24 protein-coding genes are annotated in these 22,354 nt (G+C 55.8%); 3 read left to right on the top strand and 21 right to left on the bottom strand.

Annotation, left to right across the window (positions count from 1 at the left end; translation table 11 throughout):
- Window positions 1–41: 41 nt before the first annotated feature.
- Both PSEBG33_RS16035 and PSEBG33_RS16040 read right to left on the bottom strand, forming a co-directional pair.
- Window positions 42–629, bottom strand: a complete 588-nt coding sequence (locus tag PSEBG33_RS16035) for a fimbrial protein (RefSeq protein ID WP_005787302.1) — start codon at window positions 627–629, stop codon at window positions 42–44.
- A 511-nt stretch (window positions 630–1,140) separates the two neighbouring features.
- A complete protein-coding gene (locus PSEBG33_RS16040; RefSeq protein ID WP_005787300.1) occupies window positions 1,141–2,616 on the bottom strand; it encodes an aldehyde dehydrogenase family protein in 1,476 nt (491 codons plus the stop codon).
- 86 nt (window positions 2,617–2,702) lie between these two features.
- Between PSEBG33_RS16040 and PSEBG33_RS16045 the strand changes: the two genes are divergently transcribed.
- Window positions 2,703–3,623 (top strand): AraC family transcriptional regulator, encoded by a 921-nt coding sequence (locus tag PSEBG33_RS16045; RefSeq protein WP_005787298.1) that lies wholly within the window; start codon window positions 2,703–2,705, stop codon window positions 3,621–3,623.
- On the opposite strand, the gene PSEBG33_RS16050 is transcribed toward PSEBG33_RS16045, so the two are convergent.
- From PSEBG33_RS16050 to PSEBG33_RS16065, 5 genes are all read right to left on the bottom strand, one after another.
- Window positions 3,620–4,369, bottom strand: a complete 750-nt coding sequence (locus PSEBG33_RS16050; protein WP_005787296.1) for an SDR family NAD(P)-dependent oxidoreductase — start codon at window positions 4,367–4,369, stop codon at window positions 3,620–3,622. The two genes, PSEBG33_RS16045 and PSEBG33_RS16050, sit on opposite strands and share 4 nt — an antisense overlap.
- 145 nt (window positions 4,370–4,514) lie before the next feature.
- Window positions 4,515–5,324 (bottom strand): fimbrial protein, encoded by an 810-nt coding sequence (locus PSEBG33_RS27300; RefSeq protein ID WP_032803462.1) that lies wholly within the window; start codon window positions 5,322–5,324, stop codon window positions 4,515–4,517.
- Window positions 5,325–5,541: 217 nt separating this feature from the next.
- Window positions 5,542–7,377 carry a Gldg family protein gene (locus PSEBG33_RS16055; RefSeq protein ID WP_005787293.1) on the bottom strand — a complete coding sequence of 612 codons (1,836 nt, stop codon included), beginning with the start codon at window positions 7,375–7,377 and terminating at the stop codon, window positions 5,542–5,544.
- Window positions 7,378–7,381: 4 nt separating this feature from the next.
- Window positions 7,382–8,116: a heme exporter protein CcmB gene (locus tag PSEBG33_RS16060; RefSeq protein ID WP_005787291.1), complete on the bottom strand. Its 735-nt coding sequence runs from the start codon at window positions 8,114–8,116 to the stop codon at window positions 7,382–7,384.
- Window positions 8,113–9,036 carry an ABC transporter ATP-binding protein gene (locus PSEBG33_RS16065; protein WP_005787289.1) on the bottom strand — a complete coding sequence of 308 codons (924 nt, stop codon included), beginning with the start codon at window positions 9,034–9,036 and terminating at the stop codon, window positions 8,113–8,115. The genes PSEBG33_RS16060 and PSEBG33_RS16065 overlap by 4 nt, the downstream gene beginning before the upstream one ends.
- Window positions 9,037–9,276: 240 nt before the next feature.
- Here PSEBG33_RS16065 and PSEBG33_RS16070 point away from each other — a divergent pair, with 240 nt between their 5' ends.
- Window positions 9,277–10,032: a hypothetical protein gene (locus tag PSEBG33_RS16070; RefSeq protein ID WP_005787287.1), complete on the top strand. Its 756-nt coding sequence runs from the start codon at window positions 9,277–9,279 to the stop codon at window positions 10,030–10,032.
- Between the two features lie 86 nt (window positions 10,033–10,118).
- Window positions 10,119–11,087 (top strand): fimbrial protein, encoded by a 969-nt coding sequence (locus PSEBG33_RS28685; RefSeq protein WP_005787285.1) that lies wholly within the window; start codon window positions 10,119–10,121, stop codon window positions 11,085–11,087.
- Between the two features lie 32 nt (window positions 11,088–11,119).
- Here PSEBG33_RS28685 and PSEBG33_RS29335 read toward each other — a convergent pair whose 3' ends face one another.
- The 14 genes from PSEBG33_RS29335 to PSEBG33_RS16130 form a co-directional block, all read right to left on the bottom strand.
- Window positions 11,120–11,320 (bottom strand): hypothetical protein, encoded by a 201-nt coding sequence (locus PSEBG33_RS29335; protein ID WP_157264149.1) that lies wholly within the window; start codon window positions 11,318–11,320, stop codon window positions 11,120–11,122.
- Window positions 11,321–11,347: 27 nt separating this feature from the next.
- On the bottom strand, window positions 11,348–12,322 hold the full coding sequence (locus tag PSEBG33_RS27995; RefSeq protein ID WP_122735736.1) for a type 1 fimbrial protein: 975 nt from the start codon (window positions 12,320–12,322) through the stop codon (window positions 11,348–11,350).
- Between the two features lie 60 nt (window positions 12,323–12,382).
- Entirely contained in the window at window positions 12,383–12,886 is a 504-nt protein-coding gene (locus PSEBG33_RS16080; RefSeq protein ID WP_198287280.1) for a GLUG motif-containing protein, read from the bottom strand.
- Between the two features lie 247 nt (window positions 12,887–13,133).
- Window positions 13,134–13,436 carry an integrase arm-type DNA-binding domain-containing protein gene (locus tag PSEBG33_RS27990; RefSeq protein WP_232289419.1) on the bottom strand — a complete coding sequence of 101 codons (303 nt, stop codon included), beginning with the start codon at window positions 13,434–13,436 and terminating at the stop codon, window positions 13,134–13,136.
- Window positions 13,437–14,002: 566 nt separating this feature from the next.
- A complete protein-coding gene (locus PSEBG33_RS16085) occupies window positions 14,003–14,587 on the bottom strand; it encodes a cytochrome b (RefSeq protein ID WP_005787275.1) in 585 nt (194 codons plus the stop codon).
- A 110-nt stretch (window positions 14,588–14,697) separates the two neighbouring features.
- Complete coding sequence (locus PSEBG33_RS16090; protein ID WP_005787273.1) at window positions 14,698–15,975, bottom strand: OprD family porin; 1,278 nt, start codon at window positions 15,973–15,975, stop codon at window positions 14,698–14,700.
- A gap of 163 nt (window positions 15,976–16,138) precedes the next feature.
- A complete protein-coding gene (locus tag PSEBG33_RS16095) occupies window positions 16,139–16,639 on the bottom strand; it encodes a flavin reductase (protein ID WP_005787271.1) in 501 nt (166 codons plus the stop codon).
- A 19-nt stretch (window positions 16,640–16,658) separates the two neighbouring features.
- On the bottom strand, window positions 16,659–17,621 hold the full coding sequence (locus PSEBG33_RS16100; RefSeq protein ID WP_005787269.1) for a PDR/VanB family oxidoreductase: 963 nt from the start codon (window positions 17,619–17,621) through the stop codon (window positions 16,659–16,661).
- A 60-nt stretch (window positions 17,622–17,681) separates the two neighbouring features.
- On the bottom strand, window positions 17,682–18,422 hold the full coding sequence (locus tag PSEBG33_RS16105) for an SDR family NAD(P)-dependent oxidoreductase (protein WP_005787266.1): 741 nt from the start codon (window positions 18,420–18,422) through the stop codon (window positions 17,682–17,684).
- Window positions 18,423–18,432: 10 nt separating this feature from the next.
- Window positions 18,433–18,909, bottom strand: a complete 477-nt coding sequence (locus PSEBG33_RS16110; RefSeq protein ID WP_032803841.1) for an aromatic-ring-hydroxylating dioxygenase subunit beta — start codon at window positions 18,907–18,909, stop codon at window positions 18,433–18,435.
- Between the two features lie 2 nt (window positions 18,910–18,911).
- Window positions 18,912–20,198: an aromatic ring-hydroxylating oxygenase subunit alpha gene (locus tag PSEBG33_RS16115; RefSeq protein WP_005787262.1), complete on the bottom strand. Its 1,287-nt coding sequence runs from the start codon at window positions 20,196–20,198 to the stop codon at window positions 18,912–18,914.
- 47 nt (window positions 20,199–20,245) lie between these two features.
- Complete coding sequence (locus PSEBG33_RS16120) at window positions 20,246–20,770, bottom strand: nuclear transport factor 2 family protein (RefSeq protein ID WP_005787261.1); 525 nt, start codon at window positions 20,768–20,770, stop codon at window positions 20,246–20,248.
- 9 nt (window positions 20,771–20,779) lie between these two features.
- Window positions 20,780–21,139, bottom strand: a complete 360-nt coding sequence (locus tag PSEBG33_RS16125) for a hypothetical protein (RefSeq protein ID WP_005787259.1) — start codon at window positions 21,137–21,139, stop codon at window positions 20,780–20,782.
- A 31-nt stretch (window positions 21,140–21,170) separates the two neighbouring features.
- Window positions 21,171–22,343, bottom strand: coding sequence for an acyl-CoA dehydrogenase family protein (locus PSEBG33_RS16130; protein ID WP_005787257.1), 1,173 nt, complete (start codon window positions 22,341–22,343; stop codon window positions 21,171–21,173).
- Between the last annotated feature and the right edge of the window lie 11 nt (window positions 22,344–22,354).

Below are 22,354 nucleotides of genomic sequence, written 5' to 3'. Positions count from 1 at the left end.
AGAAGCTGGAGAAGCACTTACGTGCTTCTCCAACAAATGACTTACTCGTAGGTCAGCGTAAACGGCAGGTTGCCATTGGCCGTACCCGGTACGACTACGTCACCGTTGGCGACATAAGAAGCACGCAAGTTCAAGTTAGCCGAGTATTTAATATCTGGATCAGTACCGGCCTTGATCAAAGGGGAGTCAAACGAACCGTTACCGGCCAAATTAATCAGGTTATTGCTGGCGTCATACAGACCGATCCCCACGCCAGTAGCAGTGCCCGTAGTTTTCAGCAAATTGTTATTTTTAAGATCTACACCGCTACCCGAATTCGGATCGAATTTCACCTTAACTGTGGTCAAGCCAGCAGCGGTATTACCGCAATCAAGATTGATATTGATCGCCGAGCCCGCAACGATTCCTGTCTGGCTATTTTTCAACGAGTCGATGCTCACCTTACCCATTTTTACGTCAATAACTTTCTGGGTGGTACCCGTGACACCGGTACCGGCACCGGCACTGATACCGCAAGAAGCCGCAGTCACTTCACCGGTAAAATTGATAGTACCGTCAGCAGCCATAGCAGATGTAGCGAAAAGCCCAACGATGGACGACGCGAGAATTAGTTTGAATGGAATAGACACGACTGTGTACCTCTAGGTTGGCAACAACAAATAGATAAGTTCACTCTGCTTAAGAGTTCCCGAATTCTACCCATCTCACACAAGCAGCCAACCGCAGCGATCCACACAGACCAAAGATAGATCCTCAGACGCTGTAGGACTATTCCTACACCGTATAAATAATTTTTCTCTGCCGACATCAACCCTAACAAAACATGATGAATTAGAGCATATAAAATATGATGAAATATATTCTGACGGGAATTCCGATAGCGGAAAACCAATCACACACCGAGAGGGATCATTGATATTTCTAACACGATTCACATTCAGGCATGAAGTGAGTCACATCATCAGTGGAAAAGAAACTCGACCGCACCGAGACAAAAAAATTGGCGTGCCTCTGTGAGGCAACGCCAACCTAAACTTCTACATTTTAACCTTGCATGTTTTTATCGATTCTAAAGCACTCAACATGCGCAAGGCGCTGGTGGGCGCAAAAAAATCAACTACCCAAATGAATTGCCTGTTTTTATCTTTCGGCGAACCATACATTCGGCAACCTTGCTTGTACCGTCACAGTTTTGATCTGCGTGTAGGCATTCAGGGTCTCCCGACAGAACTCTCGGCCAATACCACTATTTTTATAGCCGCCAAAGGCGGTGCCATCGGTAATGTTCGAATAACGATTGACCCACACCGATCCCGCCTCCAACCTTGCTGCGGTTTCCATAGCGTGCTGCAAGTTACTGGTATAGATTCCGGACGCCAAACCGTATTCGGTGTCATTGGCCTGGGCGATCATCGTTTCATAATCATCCCACACGATCAGCGAGAGTACCGGGCCAAAAATCTCTTCCTGGCAGATGCTCATGTCATTATGCGTTAGTAACAAGGTTGGCTGGATGAAGTAACCGTATTCACTACCTGATACGACTGCGCGACCGCCCCCCGCGAGCAGCTCGGCGCCCTCCTCTAAGCCCATAGTGATGTAGCTCAACACACGCTCACCTTGTTGCGCGTTGATCAGGCAACTGACCCGCGACTCTTCGGACAGCGGAGACCCCACTTTCACACGATTGAACGCGGCAATCAGCTTTTGCTTGAACACTTCAAAAATCGCGGCATGCACAAACAAGCGGGTGCCGGCCAGGCATGACTGCCCGTTGTTATGAATAGCTGCGAAGGTGGCGTTATCGACCACCGCATCAATGTCGTCGATATCGGGGAACACAATATTGGCGCTCTTGCCCCCCAGTTCGAGTGTCGCGGGCACCAGACGCCGGGCGGCCACACCGGCCACGGTGCGACCGACTTGCGTACTGCCAGTAAATGACAGCTTCCTGACCAGAGGATGCTCGCTCAACGCCGCACCGACTACCTCACCCAACCCGGTGACCATGTTTACCACCCCGGCTGGGAAGATCTTGTTAATCAGCTTGCCTAATTCAAGCGTCGATAAAGAAGCGTTTTCATCGGGCTTCAGGACAACGGTATTGCCGGCTACCAATGCCGGAGCGAGCTTGAACGCAGCCATAATCGCCGGCGCGTTCCAGGGAATGATCTGTCCGCACACACCCAAGGGTTCACGCTTGGCAATAGCGTAACCACCGTCGATTTCCCGACCAGTGTCTTCATGAGCCATGATCACTGAGGCGAAATAGCGATAGTGCCGGACGGCGGTAAGGTAGTCCTTGCGTACTTCGCTGATGCAACGGCCCACGTCATGGGCATCGATCATGGCCAGGCGTTCACTGTGCTCTTCTATCTCGTCCGCCAGCAGATTTACCAAACGTGCGCGCATCTGCTGGCCCATGGCACGCCAGGCTGGAAACGCTGCATGCGCTGCATTAACGGCGCGGTCGACGTCCGTGGCATCGCAATAGCGGATATAGGCCAAGTGCCTGCCCGTGGCGGGGTCGACTGCGGCAAACGAGCGCGATTTATCGTCAGTTTCAAACACCCCGTTGATCAGTGGACCATAAGACGCATCAAAATGGATATGCATGGAGAACCTCATATTTAAAGGTGAAATCTGGATGAACCCTGATATAAAATTGCAATTACTTTATTTTTCGTCCAATCAGGTGCTGCATGGATCCTCTGTCCGACGTCCTTTCATTGTTGAGAATCCGTAATTACCACTCCGCCACGCTGTCCTTGGGCGGTGATTGGGCCTTCACCTTTCCTGAACGCGAAGGCATCAAGTTCACCGCGGTGGTCAAGGGCAGTTGCTGGCTGCAAGTGGATGGAGAACAGCAACCGCAGCGACTGCATCAGGGCGATTGCTTTCTGATGACCAGAGGCATGCCTTTTTCGCTCTACAGTGATATGTCCCAGCCGGTGATGAATTCCGACGGTCACTTTCAAACCCTTGCGGCGGACGAACTGGCCCTGCATTACGGCGGCGATGAAACTCAGTTGGTCGGTGGCCGCTTTGACTTCACCGGTGTCCCTACTCAATTGCTACTCAGCGGCCTGCCCTCGCTGGTTCACGTACAAGGCAATGAACCGCAGGCCTCGGTCCTGCGCTGGGCGCTGGAGCGGTTCACCTCGGAGTTGCAGCAGAAGCGCCCAGGCCGCTCGCTGATGAACGAACACTTGGCGCACCTGATGCTGGTCGAAGTTTTGCGCACTCACTTGGCGACCCTGGAAAGCAGCGGCATCGGGTGGTTTTACGGTTTGGCCGACCGCAACCTCAGTGTTGCCTTGAGCGCGATGCACGCCGACCCAGCCCATCGCTGGAGCGTCCAGGAACTGGCGCAACTGGCAACCATGTCGCGCTCGGCGTTCGCGTTGCGCTTCAAGCAGGTGGTCGGCGCAGCCCCCATGGAGTACCTGACGTACTGGCGCATGTTGCTGGCCAGTGATCGGTTGAAGAACTCCGATGACTCGGTGTCCACCATTGCGTTCTCATTAGGTTATGAGTCCGAAAGCGCATTCAGCACGGCATTCAAGCGCGTCATGTTGCAGTCGCCCCGCCACTATGTGCGCGAGCATGCCGCCCAGGTTTAGTGCAGCCCGCCGCCGATTATCAGGGTTTCACCGGTGATCCAGCCTGCATCCGACGACGCCAGGAAGGCGACGGCGGGTGCAATATCCTCGGGCAGACCGATGCGCCCCAGCGGTGTAATAGCTTCAATTTTTTGCCGGAACGCCTCTTCGAAAAAGCCACTGGCGTGCACACCCTCGGTCACGACCAACCCAGGATTGACCGAGTTAACGCGGATATTTCTAGGCCCTAACTCGTTTGCCAGAGTACGAGTGATAGCGTCAACCGCAGCCTTGGAGGCGGTGTACACCGCCGAGTTGGCAGGTGTGAACGAGGTGACGCTGGAACTGATATTGACGATGCTGCCACCCTGAGGGTTGAACACTTCAACGGCTGCTTGCGTGCACTGGATCAGACCCAGGACATTGAGGTTGAACTGGCGGTGAAACTCCGCCTCGGTGATGTCGGCCAACGCGCTGGTCGAGTAAACGCCGGCATTATTGACCAAAATATCGAGGTGACCATGCTCATGCACAATGGTCTTGAACAGCGCCTTGAGGTCGGCGCTGTTGGACACATCGGCCTGCACTGCATGTGCTCTCGCGCCGGTTTGCAGGATATGTTCAACCACCCGGTCAGCGTCCTCGCGGCTGTTGGCATAATTAACGATGACAGTGGCGCCATCCTGGGCCAATTGTTTGGCAATGGCCGCGCCAATGCCCTTGGAGGCGCCGGTCACCAGCGCGACTTTCTTGTGCAACCTTTTCATGTTCACTTCCTTTCTGTTGCTGGCTGAAACTCAGTGAATCCAGCTTAAGAGGATGTGGGGAACCGGTTAATAGCCAATGCTCCAGAAAAGCTCTTTGATCGTCCAGCTGACAAACCGCACATTGATAATTGACGCGAGCCACTGACTAGTCGTACGTAAAAGTCACACTGACCGCCGCGGTTATTTTTCCGGGCGTGGCGACTTTTTCCGTTCGAATGTACTGAACATTCATCGCCTTACTAAGAGCTCCATGCGTCAAACTACCCATTGAAGATTTCACCGGTGGAGAAAAAATAACGGCCCGGCCCTCGTCCGATAATTGCAATGCTATGCCGTTCGCCTTCAAAGGTTCATCAGCCAGGGTTAAGACAGTAGATGTATTCGCTGGGTTGTAAACGTCAGTCATCGCGTAGCTGACCTTGAATGAGGGGGCGCTAGCATTACAGGCTAAACTTAAGGTGAACGCCCCCCCTTCCACCATTGAACCTATCGCAGGAATAGAAACGATGCTTACCTGTTTCAATTTGACGGTGGCGGGCGTTGTCAGTACGCACGACGTACCTTTTGCCACAAACGAAAAACCTTCACTTTGCATAATCCATCTACCAGAATAGACGCCGGGCTTCAAAGAGTTAATATCACCTCGAACAAGATCTAAAAGCTCTATATTGCGCACACCGGAAGACAGACTCTTGCCGGGGCTATAAAACCTTACTCTAACTAAAGCTTTCATATCAAATGCCGAGGTCGCGGGACCCGTTACTTCTTTTAAACTTACGTAGGGAACCGAACCGAACTGCTGTTCCGCTCCACTATCTACTGCAAAAGTACCAAAATAGAAAACATCATTAACATTTGTTTTATAAAGCTTGTAATTAACCCCTTCAAACATCACTGAAGTGCCGGCAAAGGCACCAACCGTACTCATGACGTTAGTATAGTCATCATTGGTCATTCGAACACACTTGAGCATCATGGTACCCGTATGCCAAACAGTAGATATCACACCCCCACTGTCGTATGGTACATCCGTAATTTTTGGATAGATTTTATTTCCGCTGATTACACAACCTGCCAATGCAGAGCCCGGCAATGCAATCAGTAGACCTACAACAACAATCCAGAGACTTCTTCTGCACCTGCGAAAACCCCACATATACTTAGTGCCTTTATTAAATATTGCGCTGGCGTTGCGCTCGCTTTCTTAAGAAGGCCACACACAACAACAAACAAGTAATCACCACGGGGACAGATACAAGATTGAGCCATCTCATACGCACACCCAATTGCTCAATCTGAAAGTTAAGATGGCGCGCGACCTGACGCATCTCCTTGTCTATCGCATCTTTTTCATTGCTGAACTGATCAAAAGTCGCTTGCTGCTCTGCCGTCCGAGGCATATCACGGCCCTGTTCAGCGGCCAACGCAACGAGACGCTTTTCAACCAGATCGAGCTTATCTTGCAGCTCGCGTCTCATGTCGCGATAACGCTCGCGGGCTTGCTGCTGCAACTGTTCGACCACAGTGAACGTTCGGCTGTAATGCCCCCGCGAGCGTAAGCTGATCAAGGCATCCGATCCGGACAGGCTGTCCAGCGCATTGAGCACCAACACCGCATTGTCGGCCCATGGCTCCGTGACTGGCCGCCCCCCTTGCTGCTGCACATCCGCCCACAGGTTGTCGCTCAATACGTCTGTATCCGCCACCACCACAACGTTGATATTCTGCGCCTCGGTAAGCGCTCCCGGAGAGTCCAGGAAAGCCGAGCGTGCCGCCCCTTGCAGGCGTACCGCGATCAGGTAACGCTCGCCGGTAGCCTTGAAGCTCTTGGACAACTCATCAGGCTTTTCCAGATGATTCAGAAGCGCCGTCTTGTAGGGCATAGCCTGCTCCGAACTGTGCAACAGCGGTGTCAGAGTAGTTGTTGCACCCGGCAAGGCGCTCAAGATACCGACGGTTGTGAGGTTAAGGCTGCCAATACCAGCAGTAATCACATCCTGTTCATTCATCGCAGAGGGTGACAGCCCCAGGGCGGTCGGTTGCCAGACCGGCTCTGCGCCTTGTGCCAATGCCACAAACTGACCGTAGCGGCTGTCGCCTAACACGCTATCGGGTAGAAGCTTGATGCCCCACGCCTTGAACAAAAGCGCGAGGTCAGAAGACTTGTCTTTGCTGGGTATCCCAAAATAGTAATCGCCACGATCCTGCTCACTATAGGGGTCGACGAACACCAACAAACGTCCACCACGCAGCACAAACTGGTCAATAGCGCGCAGTGTCGTCACAGGTAACCGTTTGGGATGCACGAGCATCAAGACATTGAGTGCACTGTCGATGGTGTCGACATCGGACGCCAATTCGCGCACTTCAAACGCATTGTTGATCTCCTGCATAATGCGCCACGGCTGCCGGGTTCGCCCCGACTGCACATCGAAGCCACCTGCCAATGGCAACGAAGACATCAGCCCAATCACGGGCCGCGCAGGCCGAGTCAACTTCTGCAATGTGCGGCTGATGTCGTACTCAAGGAACGTTTGTTGTTCAAGCGCAAAGAACCCAATGCTGGCGTGGTGCGCCTGGGCGTCAACGATGGCCAACCCAAAGAAAACCGCAGCACCCGCCTTGCCGATAGGGGCAGGTTGCAGGCCAAGTTCGACTGCGCGGGCTTCGTCTGCTGAAAACGGCGCAGGGTCAATCATGTGCACCCGTAGTCGGCCATTTGACACACGTTCATATTCACGCAGCAATGCTTTGATGCGCACCGCGTAACCGCGCATGACCGTAAGGTCCCTGGCGGCCTGGCTGGAAAAGTAGAAGTACAGGTCGGTGGGTTCCAACAAGGCCTGAATGATCTGACGCGACCCCGGGCTCAGGGTGTAAAGCTGCTGCTCGGTAAGGTCCAACCGCATGGACGCCAAACGTGGTGCCAACTCGAAGTTGACCGCCACGAACCCAGCGATAATGACCATTAGGCGCAAGCAAGTGCGCGTCACCGATTTGAATGACATGGCGTCATACTGCCTTTTTCAATTCAACCGCAATCACGGTGACGGCGAGCCAGCCAATGATCTGGCTGAAAAAATACAGCACGTCCTGCGGGTCGATTACACCTCGGCATAGTCCTTCGAAATGTGTGAGAAAACTCAACGAAGCCACCCCATCGAGCCACGGCAAACTTGACCAATCACGCAAGACATCCAATACCACCGGGAAGCCACAGGCCATGAATGCCAGACATAACGCCATTGCAGTAAGGAAGGCAATCAGTGGGTTCTTGGTCAGTGCCGACAGGCACCCGCCAATAGCCAGGCAACTGCCGGCCAGTAGCCAACTGGCCATATAACCACAAAGGATGACGCCGTTGTCTGGCGCCCCCAGGTAGTTGACTGTAATCACCAGTGGAAACGTCAACGCCAGCGCCAACCCGCTGACCACCCAGGCGGCGAGGAACTTGGCTACAACCGCCTCAGCCGTACCCACCGCCAGGCACATCAACAGCTCGATAGATCCGCTCTGCCGCTCGATGGACCACATGCGCATGGCAAGGGCCGGCAGCAGCAACGCATATAGCCACGGCAGATAGTCGAAGAACGGTGCCAGGTCGGCCTGGTTACGCTGGTAGAAGTCACCCAGGTAAAACGTGCTGATACCGCTGAGCAGCAGTAGCAAGAGGGTAAACACATACGCGACGGGAGTGACGAAATAACTGCACAGTTCGCGCTTGAACACCGGCCAGAACGTCCTCATGGTTGTTGCTCCCGCGTCAGCAACCGGAAGACCTCCCCCAGTGAGCCTCGCTCGACTTCCTGGCGCGGTACATCCCAACCGCGACTCAGGATCAACGAATTGATGGCCGGTAATATGACCGTTCCCGTGCGCGCCAGCACCCGCACGCTATAGGGTTCAGGCCCCGCCTCTATGCCTGCAACGCCGGGCAGCATGCCAAGCGTCATTACATCCAGAGGCCGGGTGGCGTACAACGTAACAGCCTGGTGATAGCGCGAACGACCTTCCAGTTCCAGAGGGGTGCTGTCGACCAACAGCCGACCTTTATCCATGACCAGCACGCGGCCGCACAATGCAGTAACCTCTTCGAGGATGTGGGTAGAAATGATGACGATTTTGTCGCGGGCCAACTCCTTGACTTGCTCGCGCACGCGGTACTTCTGATTCGGGTCCAGGCCATCGGTGGGCTCATCGAGAATCAGTATCTTTGGATCATGCAGAATCGCTTGCGCCAATCCGACCCGGCGCTGGAAACCCTTGGATAGGGTGTCGATGGTCTGGCCACGTACTTCCATCAGCTCGAATTGCTCAAGCATGGCCGTGACCCGCGCCGTCTTTTCGCGCCCACGAAAGCCACGCACTTGAGCAATAAAACCCAAAAAACTTGCGACGGACATTTCGTTATAGCAAGCAGCTGTTTCAGGAACGTAGCCGATCAGACGTTGAGCGTGGCGTGTCTGACGGCGTATATCAAAACCAAAGAGGTTGGCGGTGCCTGAGGTGGGCGCCATGAACCCGGTGAGCATACGCAGGGTGGTGGACTTTCCCGCACCGTTGGGGCCGAGCATCCCCAGTACCTCACCCGAGGTGGCCTTGAAAGACACATCGTCTACTGCCAGGGCTTTGCCGAAACGTTTGGTCAAATGCGTTATATCGATCATGGTTGCCCAGTTACCTGCTCAGACGCGGCGAAGCGTCTGAGAGTGCACGCTTCGTTTCGCGACGCACCTTATCGATAGGGTACGGATACTGAAACCTCATTAACGGAAAATCCGATTGTTCCTTGGCGCAAGTCGAAGTGTCTGCCGGAAAGCACGAATTGTCTTACGACACCTCCATCTTCCAGCGGTTACGCTACCGCCCCTCAACCAACCGCCCATGCTAGCGGAGCCATCTTTCCCATGTTATTTCGAACGCTTGAAGTACCCGATACCCAAGGCCAGCTACTCAACGCAGTGGTCCTGTGTGGCTTCACCGCAACCCGCATCAACCGACAGTTTCTGGTTTATAGCCTTAATGAAAAATCGGGCGATGAGTTGGTCAAAATTTACCTGACGAACATTGAGGGGGAGGGACAAAAACTGCATATGTGTGATGTGCCGGCCGAGATCCTTAAGACCGCCGCTCAAGTGCTCAAGCATATTTTCCGCGATGTCTGCGCGCCTGACCCCACACAAACCGAAGATACTTATGCGCTGATGGACCTGACCGACACAAACATTCAGTGCAGCGCTGTAAGTACTCATTACAACTTGAAGATCAGTGAGGCGTGGCTAACGAGCCTGCTGAGATACGACCCCCAGAAAAAAGCAAGTAGCGCCTCTGTGCAGTCAGATGACAATATTGGCTCCGCAACTATTACAGTCCCAGCGGCCGATGAGCCGTTGGCAACACCGATCGAACAAACCACATCTGAAAAATTTGAGGTGAACCTCAAATCACTGATCGCCAGTATCACCCACCACAAGCAAATACTATTGAGCCAGTATGTGTTGCTGGATGAGCGCCAACGACAACTGGACCAATTCGATCAGACATTAAAGCACCGGGAAGCAGCATTAAAGCTTAGCGAGCAAGAAGCATTAACTAATATTCAATTAATACAGGAGGCCGAAAAGATGCTTAACGAAATCATGAAAACCGAGGCAAACCCTTAATCTGAAGTTGAATATCGAACACTGAACACTACGCAATATATCACTTCATTGACAACCGCTTATCACTACCACCTAAAGATCAAAAAATGAAAACCATATGCTTTATTGCGACCCTATACGCAGTTCCTGCATTCTTCTGCCCCTCGGGCATTGTTTCAGCAGACTGTCATTATGGCAACATACCAATGGCACATGCCGATAAATTCTCAACCAGCATGCCACGCTCACTTGTTATCCCTCGAGATACACCAATAGGTTCAACCCTTTTTGAATCAGCGTTTTTTACTCATAGCTCATCCAATTACAGCATCATCTGCTCTGGCGGCAATACATGGGGCGCAATAAATAATTTGGGAACCACACCCGCCGGCTCTAAATTGCACCCCATAGACAACTCAGGACTGTCATTCCAGCTACTCTACGATGGCGTTCCAATCAAAGAGGCGAGCCAAATATCACTTCCAGACAAGACTTACACAATGGAGAACAGAACCATCCAACTAAGAATTATAAAAACAGGCGACACCATAAGCGGCGCAATCATCCCAGCCGGTGAAATTTCGGGCCTCAAGATGGGCAATCTTAAAGTTTCAACAATAAATCTGTCGAACAGCGTGACCCTGACCGCCCCCGCTTGTCAAACGGCGAACGTCAACGTCCACATGGGACAACACCGCCTGAGTGACTTCCCCAAAGATGGCGCACCGTCAAATAAAACCATCCCGTTCAACATCGAAATTTATAATTGCCCGGCCGGGATAAACAAAGTCATGTATTCGCTCGTACCAACGCCCTCTTCACCTTCGTTAAACGACAACCAAGGCATCATCAAGCCAAACCCTGGTTCGACAGCAATGGGAGTTGGTCTGCAAGTCACTGACGACAGTATGGTCCCGGTCCCCCTAAATATTTCCATACCATTCAAGGAATACTCAAGCGCCGGTGGAAATTTTACAATCCCTCTCAACGCACGCTATTTCAAAATCGCCGGTGGCTCAGGCATCACTCCAGGTACAGCAAATACCGAAATGACATTTGTCATGAGCTACCTGTAGTTGCCAGCGCTCACCACTTCGTCCAATCGATGTCACTGAACATGCAGCCGCCGCTCAAGGAAACGTAAACGTGAACTCCGCCGCCCATTAGCGGCGCCTGCCCTCAACGCTTCCTCACTGCTCAACCGAATATAGTGCGCACTTAAAGGTATTTTCGCGCCCTCACCTGCCCGCTTCATCGCATACCCTGCGCCGTCATATCGAATCACCTGCTGGCTCAGTTCATTATTCATGACAATCCCGAAACCCCGGGCGCTGGCCTATGTCGGCTCAAGCGTTAGAACGGTGGGATTCACAGAAGGTCCATACCTGTCATTAAACGTAATCACCGGCTTGGCATTGGCCGCGCATTGGCTCAACTCGATGGCGAAGTGCACAGGCATTGAAGTCGCACCCATCTGCGGAAAATCGTTCAGGCTCAAGCGCCCCAATTGCACAGGTATGGTCTTATAGGTTTGCACGTTGCAGGTATTGGGAATTTCAATCGGCCCACCGCCGTCCCCCATATTGATGATCGCCGGCCCCATTAGCAGGTAGGGCACGCGACAGACTCCACTGGGTCTGTTATCTATCGGTATATCCACGCTGCTGCCAAAACCCACTTGGCCTTTTAGTAAGTTGATGGCGTAGAGCGTGAGTTGAGAGCTCCCGGCGACGCGCTCGACGATCAGTTTACCAGCAGGCAACTGGCTGGGTGCGACCGTCAGGATCAACTGTTGCACATAGTTGGTGGTCAGTGTCGAACCACGCGCCTGGGCAGCGGCTGAATCATACTGCACTGACTCCTTCTCAACTGCGACGGGCAGAGGCGGTTGCAGCAAGGTCCGGTTTTGTCCGTCCGAGGAACGCACGTTAATTTTCAGGCCGATACCGTCAATATTTGTGGGAGCGATGCCCTCCGATAAAGTCGTCCCAGGCCCCCAATGGCCCGTAGAAACCAGCTCATGGGCGGCGCCGGAAGGTCCGGCGTAGGCATAGTTGACGTTGAGCGCTACACCGCGCTCCCATAAAACCGAGCCTCTAGGTGTAGTACTGGTCAAAGGCGTCACTTGCGACCATGGCCTGCCCGTGCCGTTGGTGAACGTGCAAAACCTCGCCACGCTATTGATAGCCTTGACGTCAGTCGCACCCCACAGCATCAACAGCCAGGCTCCGGCCCGCAAAAGCCTCGATCCGAAACACCGTATGTTTATTACACTTATATCAAGCACATCGCCGAAGCCGAAAGACTGCATGGCCAACCCAGCGCCATGCAGTCTATAGCTACTTCAAAGAAAGGAAGGAAAGCTCAACGATCAACGAATAGAGCCGCGATTGATGCTGTACAACGGCACCAGCGCAGCTTCTCCGGAGACTCCGTTAAACGCCATATCACCGAAGTTGGCCCCGACCAAGCCACCAAATGTCTGGCGATTAACAGGCGCCATTGTGGTGATCTTGCCCGAAGCGACAGACTGACGAACAGTGCCGGAATTCGTGCCGATCAAGCCCCCCAGTGTGGCCGCGACGCCACCACTGACCCCACCCGTGGCCGACGAATTGGTGATCTGGCTTTGGTTCTGGCCGACCAAACCACCCACGTTCGCACGCGCGCCGCCCTGAACCGTGCCGCTGGCCTTGGACGATTCAATGTAACTGGCGAAATTGTTGCCATGGGTACCCACCAAGCCACCGATGTAACTGCTTTCTCCGCCCACAACCGCACCGCTGGCCTCGACCGATTGCAACGCGCCGTCATTGGCTCCAACCAGGCCCCCAACTTTGCTTGAAACCAAGCCACTGGTCTTGCCGCGTGCCACGGAATGCAAACCTGCCTCCAACCGACGCAGCACATCGCTACCGTGACAGAGCGCGACCGTCTGTTAAGGCTGGTCAGTGATGAGAAGCCGCTAAATGAGCGCACTCAGAGCGGCTATGAATGTGTAATCGGCGCAATGTTGCAAGTTATCTTCGGGAGCTCTCCGGCAGGTCGGCGCTATTCCGTGTTCGAAAGCCAGGAGTTTCTGGCGACCGCTATTATTGCCCACAGCGGCGAGCTGTTTGGCATCAGCAAACGCAGGTGATGCTTTTGATGGGGCGCTCGGCCATCGTGGGCAGTACGTCCTTTTTAAAGACCCTGAGGATCTGCGACAGCGTGCTTTGGCGACCTTCATTCAAACTCAGGCGGCGGAAGTCGATCCACTCGTCATAGACCGCTTGGAAGGTATGTTTTACTTCGGCTTCAGCCTCAATGCGCCGCTGCTTACGGTGTTCACATGGGTTGATATTCTGAGCAAGCAGTTTGCGTGCTTCATCACGACGTTCACGTGCTTGTTTCAGACTGACTGCTGGGTAGCTGCCTAAGGACATTTTGGCTTGCTGGCCCTCCCAATAAAAACGGAACAACCATCGTTTTTTTGCCAGCGGTAGTCACCATAAGTGACAGGCCGTCAAAATCGCCAATGGTGTAGTTTTTATCTGTAGGTCGGGCGTGCCGAATTGCCATATCTGAGAGAGGCATGGTGAGCTCCTGTTAGAGAGTCAGCACCCGATGCTCGTCTGGCGACCTGAGAGGATCCATCAACAATACGAATTTGAGTCTCCCCGGAAAAAGGTACTCAAAAAGGTACTTAAACGTACTGGATCACCCTGGTTTTCAGTGGTTTTCCGCAGAAACGAAAAAAGACGCCTAAGCGTCTATTTCGTGGATCACAGCGCCCAATGGACATCTATGGATCAAATTTTGGAGCGGGAAACGAGACTCGCATCTAGCGTCAGACCCATTGAAATCTAAGGGGTTTCTTTTCTTTCGAAAGCAAGAAAAGACTCAATTCTGGACTTGTTTTTGGGGTGTTTCAAGAGCGAAAAAGGGTTCAATGGATTTAAATAATGAGAACAAAGGGCCAACGCACAAGAAGCATTGTTTGCAAGCGATGTTACGGATTATTACGGCGAGGCAGCATGCCTTTGAGCACCTCATCTTTCTGTACGAAGTGATGCGTGAGCGCCACGAGAACGTGCCCTCCCACCAAAGCTCCACATAGCCAAGAGATGTACGTATGAATCGCTTTCGCCAACTCATAGAGACTTTGATCTGGATCGACCAGGGGTGGTAGTAGAAAGAGCCCCGCCACCGAGATGGGTTTATCCGCTACCGAACTCCAATACCACCCGGAGAGTGGTAAACCAATCAGAGCGACTCCGTAAAGCAACAAGTGGCCAAGCAAGGCACCCCGCTTCATCAGTGGGCTCATTGTCTCAGGCAAAACCGGCGCGGGGTGAGTAATCCTCCAAGCGATACGCACTACAATCAAAAATAGCAACGGGCTTGCCAGAGCTTTGTGCAGGAATGTCAGCCCATGGTGGGCATTGAACTCATCACGCCAGTGAGTTGCTAGGATTCCAATGAGCCAGGCGCCGACCCAGAGGAGTGCCATACCCCAATGCAACCACTTCGCAAGACTTGTGTAGTTCTGAGCTTTTGCCAAAACCTCTACCTTTTCCGGCATGATTGAGCGCATATTATTGCCTTTGAAAACAATCAAAAAAAATCGTAATTATTGCTAGGAATTATCGAGTCCATCGATTCATTGGCATGCACCCAATTGCGTACCCCCATTAGCCAATGGGCTTAGAACTTGAGCACATAGGTGGTGATCAAACGTGTTTCGGTGTAGTCGGGGCCCGCCGCTCCACCACTGCCGTAGCGGGTCTTGACGTCGAAGCGACGCCACTCCAGCCCCAGGTTCTTGAAGCTGCCGTCCTGTACCACGTACCCTAGGCCCAGCCAGCGTTCACTTTCAACATTCTGGTCCAGGGCGTTACTGCCTCGGTCGATTCCTGTGCCACGAAAGTACCGGGTTTTAAACTTCAATCCCGGTATACCCATGGCGGCAAAATTGTAGTCATAACTCACCGACCAAGAGCTTTCATTAGGTTTGACGTAGGACACGATGGACCAATTCACCAGGTACGGCTGAGGCGCATAGCCATTGATGGTTGGAAAGGTACTTTCGCCGAGCATGCGCTGGTAGGCGACGCCAAAAGTATGGCCGCCCTTTTTCAAGGTGGTCATCAGGCCATAGGAGCGGTTGTCGATGTTTCCGTACAACGCCTTGCCATCTTCGCGGTTATCGAAATAACGCAGGTCGCTTTTCAAGGCATAGCCGCCGCCCAGGTCGAGGTCATGGCTCAGGCCGACGTATTGCTGCTGGTAGATATCTTCCAACTGGCCGTAGAAATACGTCGCCGATAACTGTGGGGTCAGTGCATAAGTGGCACCGGCAAAGTTCAGGCCGTCGCTGCGGCGTTTTATATCCGGGCCATTAAACAGGTACATTTTTTCGCGGTCGGATGATTCCCGTGAACTGATCTGGTTGAAACGCCCGGCGGTCAATGTCCACTTATCAATGTCCTTGGACTCGATACTGACCCCATTAAATGTGGTCACCAATTGCCGGGTATCGTCGTAATACGCCACCGGCAAGGTCGGGCGGTGCTCGCCCAGCTTCAATTCGGTTTTCGAATAGCGGACTTTCGCCGCGAACGCCGCCCGGCCGTAGTCCTGCACCGGTTCACCACGGCTGTCGTCGTACGGGATCACCGAGTCCGGCCCGCGCCCGCCGCCGCCGTCCAGGCGGTACGCATACTGCCCGTAGAGATCGAGGGCGAACTGCACAGGGCCTTCGGTGTAGCCTGAGGCGGCCTTGAAGTCGAAACCCTGGGTCCAACTGCCGACCCGGGACTTGGGTGCATCCGTCTGGTGAAAGTCCCGGTCCAGGTAGAAGTTACGCAGGCCCAGGCTGATTTGACGGTCGTTGATAAAGTCGGCGTGGGCAAATAGCGGCGTCAGGCAGCCCAGCAGGCCGACGAACACGCAGTCGCGGGCCATTCTATTTTCAAGAGGCATCGGTGGTTCCTTTATATGCGCGCAAAACATTTGAGTGGGGCAGATCACTAATGGGCAGTTAATCCGCAGTCTTATTTTTATAACCACTTGCTGCAAAAAGACGCATGCGTGCGGGGCACGCTTATTGTTGTTTTAGAGAACCGGACAAGTTAGTTGGCAACGATCAAGAAGCGGCCTTCGATGCGTCCCCCAGGCGATGATAGGCACGGTTGAAATACACCAGGCCTTCCTGGCTTTCGCCATTGCAGATACCCAGCACCTCACAGTAGAAAATCGTATGGGAGCCCACCTCATGGGCCTGGGCGATGCGGCAATCGAAACTCACCAGTGACTCCTGCAAAATCGGCGCGCCACTTTCCAGGGTCACCCACTGGGCACAGGCAAAACGCTGCTCGGTGTTCATGTCACGGTTGGCAAACACCCCGGAAATCGCCTGGTGATCGGCGGTCAGTACGTTGACACTCAACACACCGTTGCTCTTGAAGTTGATATTGGACGTCGACGCCCGGTTCATGCACACCAGCAGAGTCGGCGGCTGATCCGTCACGCTGCATACCGCCGAGGCCGTAAAGCCGAAGCGCCCGGCCGCACCATCGGTGGCGATCACCGAGACGGCGCCGCCGAGCAATGCCATTGCATTGCGAAAACCTGTTGTATCTACCATGGTCTTGCCCTCCGCCAATTCAGATGTCCAGCACCAGTTTTTTCGATTTGGCCCGCGAGCAACACACCAGGATCTGGTCATTGGCGGCCTTTTCGTCGTCGGTGAGGTAGACATCCCGATGGTCGGGCTCACCTTCCAGCACATCGCACAGACACGTCCCGCACACCCCCTGCTCGCAGGAGATTTCAATCTTGATACCGACACTGGCCAGGGCATCGAGGATGCTTTGGCCTTCTTGCACCTGCACCTGCTTGCCGCTGCGCGCGGCGACCACTTCAAAGCCCTGGCCGCTGCTATCGACCTCGACCTGGAAGTACTCACGATGGATATGGTCCTGGGCATGACCGGCCTTGGCCGCCTGACTGATGACCCAATCCATGAAGCCGGCCGGCCCGCAGACGTAGACATGAACCCCAGCGCCCGGCACCCCGAGCACCGCTTGCAGATCAAGCCGTTGCCCCTGGTCTTCGTCATCGAAATGGGTGTGTACCCGCGACGCGAATGACGCGTGCTGCAGCTCGTCAATAAAGCCGCAGAGGCTGCGTGACCGCGCGCAATAGTGCAGCTGGAATTCCCGCTCCTGGGCCTGCAAGGCATACGCCATGGCCACCATGGGCGTGATGCCGATACCACCGCCGATCAGGATCGAGCGTTGCGCATCGGCCGCCAGGGGAAACAGGTTGCGCGGCGCGCTGATTTGTACCACCTGGCCTTCGAGCAGTTGCTCGTGTACCGCCAGGGAGCCGCCGCGCGAGCCCGGATCTTTCAACACGCCCAGGCGATAGACCCGGGAATTGGCCGGGTCGCCACACAGCGAGTACTGGCGGACCAGGCCCGCTTGCAGGTGAATGTCCACATGGGCCCCGGCCTCGAAGGCCGGCAACGCCTGGCCATCAGGGTCGGCCAGGTCGAGGACCACCACCCCCTGGCCCTGTTCCTGGCGTTTTTGCACCACCACTTTCAATAATGTTTGCACGCTCATATCGGCTCGTTCCGCTGGTTATTATTGGCCAAGGCCGATCACGGTCGGCCCGTTGTCGCATCAGCGCATGAATAGCCCGCCGTTGACGTCCCAGGTCGCTCCTGTGACGAAATAGGCATCCTGTTCCGCCAGTTGCACCACCAGGCGACCGATGTAATCGGCACTGCCCAGGCGCTTGACCGGGATCGCTTCGAGCAGTTGCTCCATGCGCTCGGGCGCGACCACGGCATGCACTGCCGGCGAGTCGATCGGCCCCGGGGCGATGGCATTGACCGTCACCCCGCGTGCCGCCAGTTCCTTGGCGAAGATCTTGGTCAGGGTGATGATCGCGCCCTTGGACGCCGCGTAATGCCCACCGGTAGCAGTCCCGCCGTTCTGCCCGGCCAGGGACGCCATGTTGATGATCCGCCCATAGCCCTGGTCAGCCAGGTAAGCCCCCAATACCTGACAACCAATAAAGGTGCCGCGCTGGTTGATGTTGGTGACCCGCTCGAACTCCTCTGGGCTGATCTGCATCAACGGCGTTGCCAGGGTCATGGCCGCATTGTTGACCAACACATGCAGGGCGCCGAAACGCTCGAGGGTCGCCGCCAGTGCCTGCTCGAAATCGGCCTTGCAGCCCACGTCCAGACGTAGCGCCAACACGCGCTCGCCGCTCGGGTCCAGGCGCCGGGCACTGGCGTTTGCCGCCGCCAGGGAAAGGTCGCTGAGCACCACCGCATACCCCGCCGCGTACAACTGGGCGGCGATGGCGTACCCCAGGCCCTGGGCAGCGCCCGTCACTAAGGCTATGTATGTCATGCCGGCGCCCTCACAGGATGTAACCGATACCGGCGAGGGTGTCGGTGGAGTTGATCAGGTGGATCAGCTTGCGCTGGATCTTGAAACTGTCGCCGTCACGCAGCAGCTCGAACGTGATATCGGCGGTGTAGTGCTTGAGCACGTCCTTGCGGCATTCGCGCAGGTTCTGTGCGCAGCGCACGGTGACGGTTTTGCCGTCATCGGCGAGCAGGCAAAACCGTGACAGCGTGCGCACGGTGCGCGCCCGTGGCGTGGTGGAAATCGACTCGCCGCTGGTCAGGCGTGTGACCCGCAACTGGCGCATGTGATGGTCGTCATAGGCATAGTTGAGGGTGTTCTCAAAGTCGGTTTCCAGCGGGTCGATGGGGATGATGTAGGTCGCATCCTGGGTCCAGAGCGCCAGCCATGATTCAAACTCACCGTGATCGAGCATGTCCGCTTCTTGCCAGATAAAAGCGCTGGCCTGGTTGAGCAGTTGTAGGTTGATCATCACTGGGTCTCCTGGGCCGACATCATTTTTTTCCACTGCTGATAGCCGGCACGCATGCCGGTTTCGGCGCTGACATCACTGACCAGGCCATCGGTGCTGGCCTGCTCGCCCGCCAGGCCGCGATTGAGCATGACCCACAGGTCGGTGCCGGCACTGGCGCCCTTCTGCACCCGCTCCCACGCCTCGGAGTCGTCTGGCGTGCCAAAGCCCATCGGCCCCTGGAAGTACTCATGCAGGCGCAAGCGGTAGCGGTTGGCGACCGCCGGGCCGCCGTCCATGGTGATCACTGCGTGGTGGATCTCGGTCTCGTCCACGGCAATCGGTTGCAGCACCCGGAAGAACGCCATCGAGCACGCGATGTTGGGGAACAGATTGAGGTTGAACCCCGAGCCGCCCACGGCGCGGACGATGCGCCGCACTGCTTGCTCGTCATGCCCTTCTTCGCGCAGTTGCCCGGCCAGTTCTTCGAAACGCGCCGGGATCGGCAACTCAAGGTTGGCTTCCAGGTCGATCAGGTCGGGGATCATCACCATCACGCTATGGCCGTTGCCCAGGTCCTCGACATAACCGCTGCCGCCGACAAAATTGAGCATTTCTTCGGTCTGCTTATCCACCGACGACAGGAACGACTTGTGCACCAACGGGAAGTGGTAGGCGTCGGTGGTGTTTTCCAGCTGGATTTTCCAGTTGCCGGGGAAGCGGAAGCGGTGTTCTCCGGCGACCTTGATCGGGTAGCCACAGCCCTGTTTCATAAACAGATCCATCCATTTTTTCGCCGCACCGAGAAAGTCTTCCAACGGCTCGATGGCATCGTTGAAAGTGGCAAAAATCATCCCCGCGTATTGCTCGACCCGCAGGCTCACCAAGGGGTGCTCACCCTTGTCCAGCATGTCGGCGTAACTCTCCGGATGGGGCACGCCACGCAGCGAACCGTCGAGGGCGTAGCTCCAGCCGTGGTAGGGGCAGACGAAGCTGTTGGTCTTGCCCTTCTTGTGCTCGCACACCGTCGCGGCGCGGTGGCGGCAACGGTTGAGCAGCACATGGATCGCCTGCTTGCGGTCACGCACCACAATCACCGGCTGCTTGCCGACGTAGGTGGTCTTGTAGCTGCCCGCATCGGGAATTTCACTGACGTGGCCCACCCAGATCCAGGTCTTGTAGAAAATCTTCTCCAGCTCCTGGTCGAAGACTTGCGCATCGGTGTACAGCGACGTGTGCACCCGGTCCGGCAGGACGCGTTCGGACGGGCAACTTTCAAGGTTCACGGCTTGAATCAGGTTATTCACGATGTCTCCTCGTCGACCCACCGGGCCGACTCACTTGAATGCGGGTTTCACTCACCCGGCTTATGGGGCACCGGCAACCGGGCGCTGTGGTTCCACAGGCTCACGGGGCGGCTGAACAGGTTCTCGGTCTGGAAATGGGCGATCCGCCACTGGCCGTCCTCACACTCGAAGGTCACGCTCAGGCGTGCACTGTTCAAATGGGACGCGCCACTGGCAAAGGTCGAGGTCTGCAACATCACCCAGGCACCGCTGGCCTGCAGGCCCCGGACCTCAATCTGTTCGCTGGTCAGGAAGTGCACGTTGAGGGCAAAGTGCGCGGGCTCGACCATGTAGGTGGCAAACATCCCGCGAATGGCCGCACGCCCGTGATAGCCACCAAAGGCCTCCTGGTACTTGCTGCCCTTGCCTTCCCAGATCGCGCTGGGGGTGAACAGGCCGGCCAGTTCGTCCAGGGGCGAGTGGGCGCCCAGGTCGTCGCACAGCTGCATGTAACGGTTCATGCAGGCACGGATGGCGTTGGCACTTTCCAGGGCGTCCAGGCGTTGTTCCAGGGTTTGGAGTGGGTCGTTCATGGCCGGGCCTCAGCGCTGGATAATCAGTTCGCGGCCGGTACGGGCCTCGACCTTGCAGTACTTCCACAGCTTGTAGGTGCCGTCCCCCACCGGGGTGCTGCGAAACAGGTTGCAGGCCGCATGCACGCTGGCGATATCCGGCACGTCCGCCAGCAGGTAGGTGGTCCAGGGATAGCCGGTGGACGGGCCGACCATGCTCTGGTCGTCATCCATGTTGCCGAACACCTTGACGCCCGGCAGGTCATGGATGCCATTCCACATCTGGCTGAACGCCGCCCAGACTTGCAGTTGTTCGTCCCGCGGCGCGTCGAAGAAATTTTGATTGATGCCCATGCAAAACAGCACGCGCAAGGCTTTGGTATCGCTCATTGCAGTCACCTTTTTTCTTGAGAATTGAACGTCACAGGTAGCCGGGCAACGGCTTGTTGCCGAAGAAAATCGCACCGGCGCTTTGGTAAGTCATGTCACCCATAAAGGCGTGCTGGGTAATGACCTGGGCGTCGTTGACGAAGCGCGACAGCGGGCTGCTGCGGTACACCCCGCTCATCCCCGAGAGCATCTGCGCGGTGCGCGCCACATCAGCGGCCACGCGGGTGGCATGGGTCGACGACAGGCGCAGCAGGTTGGTTTGTTCCACCGACACCGGGTCGCCGGCTAGGATGCTGCTCCAGGCATCATCGATGGCCTGGTAGAACCAGGCCCGCGCCGAAAGCAAGGCCGCCTCGGCCTTGGCCACTTCCACCTGGGCCAGGGGGCGATCGGACAAGGACGGCGCGCCAGTCACCGAAATGCGCCCATTGGCCATGCCACTGAGTTCATCCAGTGCAGCACGCGCCACGCCCAGCCCGACCACCGACAACACCTGGGTGGCGAACGACAGCGACGGGTAGCGAAACAACGGCTCGGTCAGGCTCGACGGCCCGCCACGCACAAACGTCCACTCCTCCGGTACCACCACGCCCTCGACCACCAGGTCGTGGCTGCCGGTACCGATCAGCCCGGTCACGTCCCAGGTCTGCTCGATGCGCACCTTGTCCCTGGGCATTACGGCCATGCGTGGCAGGCCGAGCATGTCGCCATTTTTCGGGGCGATACCGACCCCGATCAACGAGGCGCCCATGCAGCCGCTGGAGAACTTCCAGCGCCCGTTGACCTCCAGGCCACCGTCGACAAACGCGGCCGGTTGCGGCGGGAAGATCCCTCCGGCGAACACCACATCCGGGCCGTTGGCGTAAACCTGCTCGATACTCGCTAGGGGCAAGGCCGAGAGGTACACCAGGCTCATGCCAAAACTCGCGACCCAGCCGGCGGAGCCGTCGGCATGGGCAATGTCTTCGACCATCTGGCAGAACTGCGCCGGCGAACACTCGTCCCCGCCAAAACGCTTGGGTACCAGGGCCCTATACACACCCAGGGTGCGGAAGCGCTCGATGATGTCCTGACTGATGTGTTTTTGCTGGTCGAACTCACCGCTACGCGCGCGCCGACGGATGTCATCCAACAGTTGCTGGAAGTCTTCACCGTCGATGATCGACAGGTCGGACCTCGGACTTTGTGCACGGAGTGCAGTCATGGAATACCTCC

The sequence above is a fragment of the Pseudomonas synxantha BG33R genome (genome assembly GCF_000263715.2).
GTDB classification, from domain to species: domain Bacteria; phylum Pseudomonadota; class Gammaproteobacteria; order Pseudomonadales; family Pseudomonadaceae; genus Aquipseudomonas; species Aquipseudomonas synxantha_A.
Note: the sequence above shows the minus strand (reverse complement) of the source record. Positions and strands in the feature narration are given on the sequence as shown.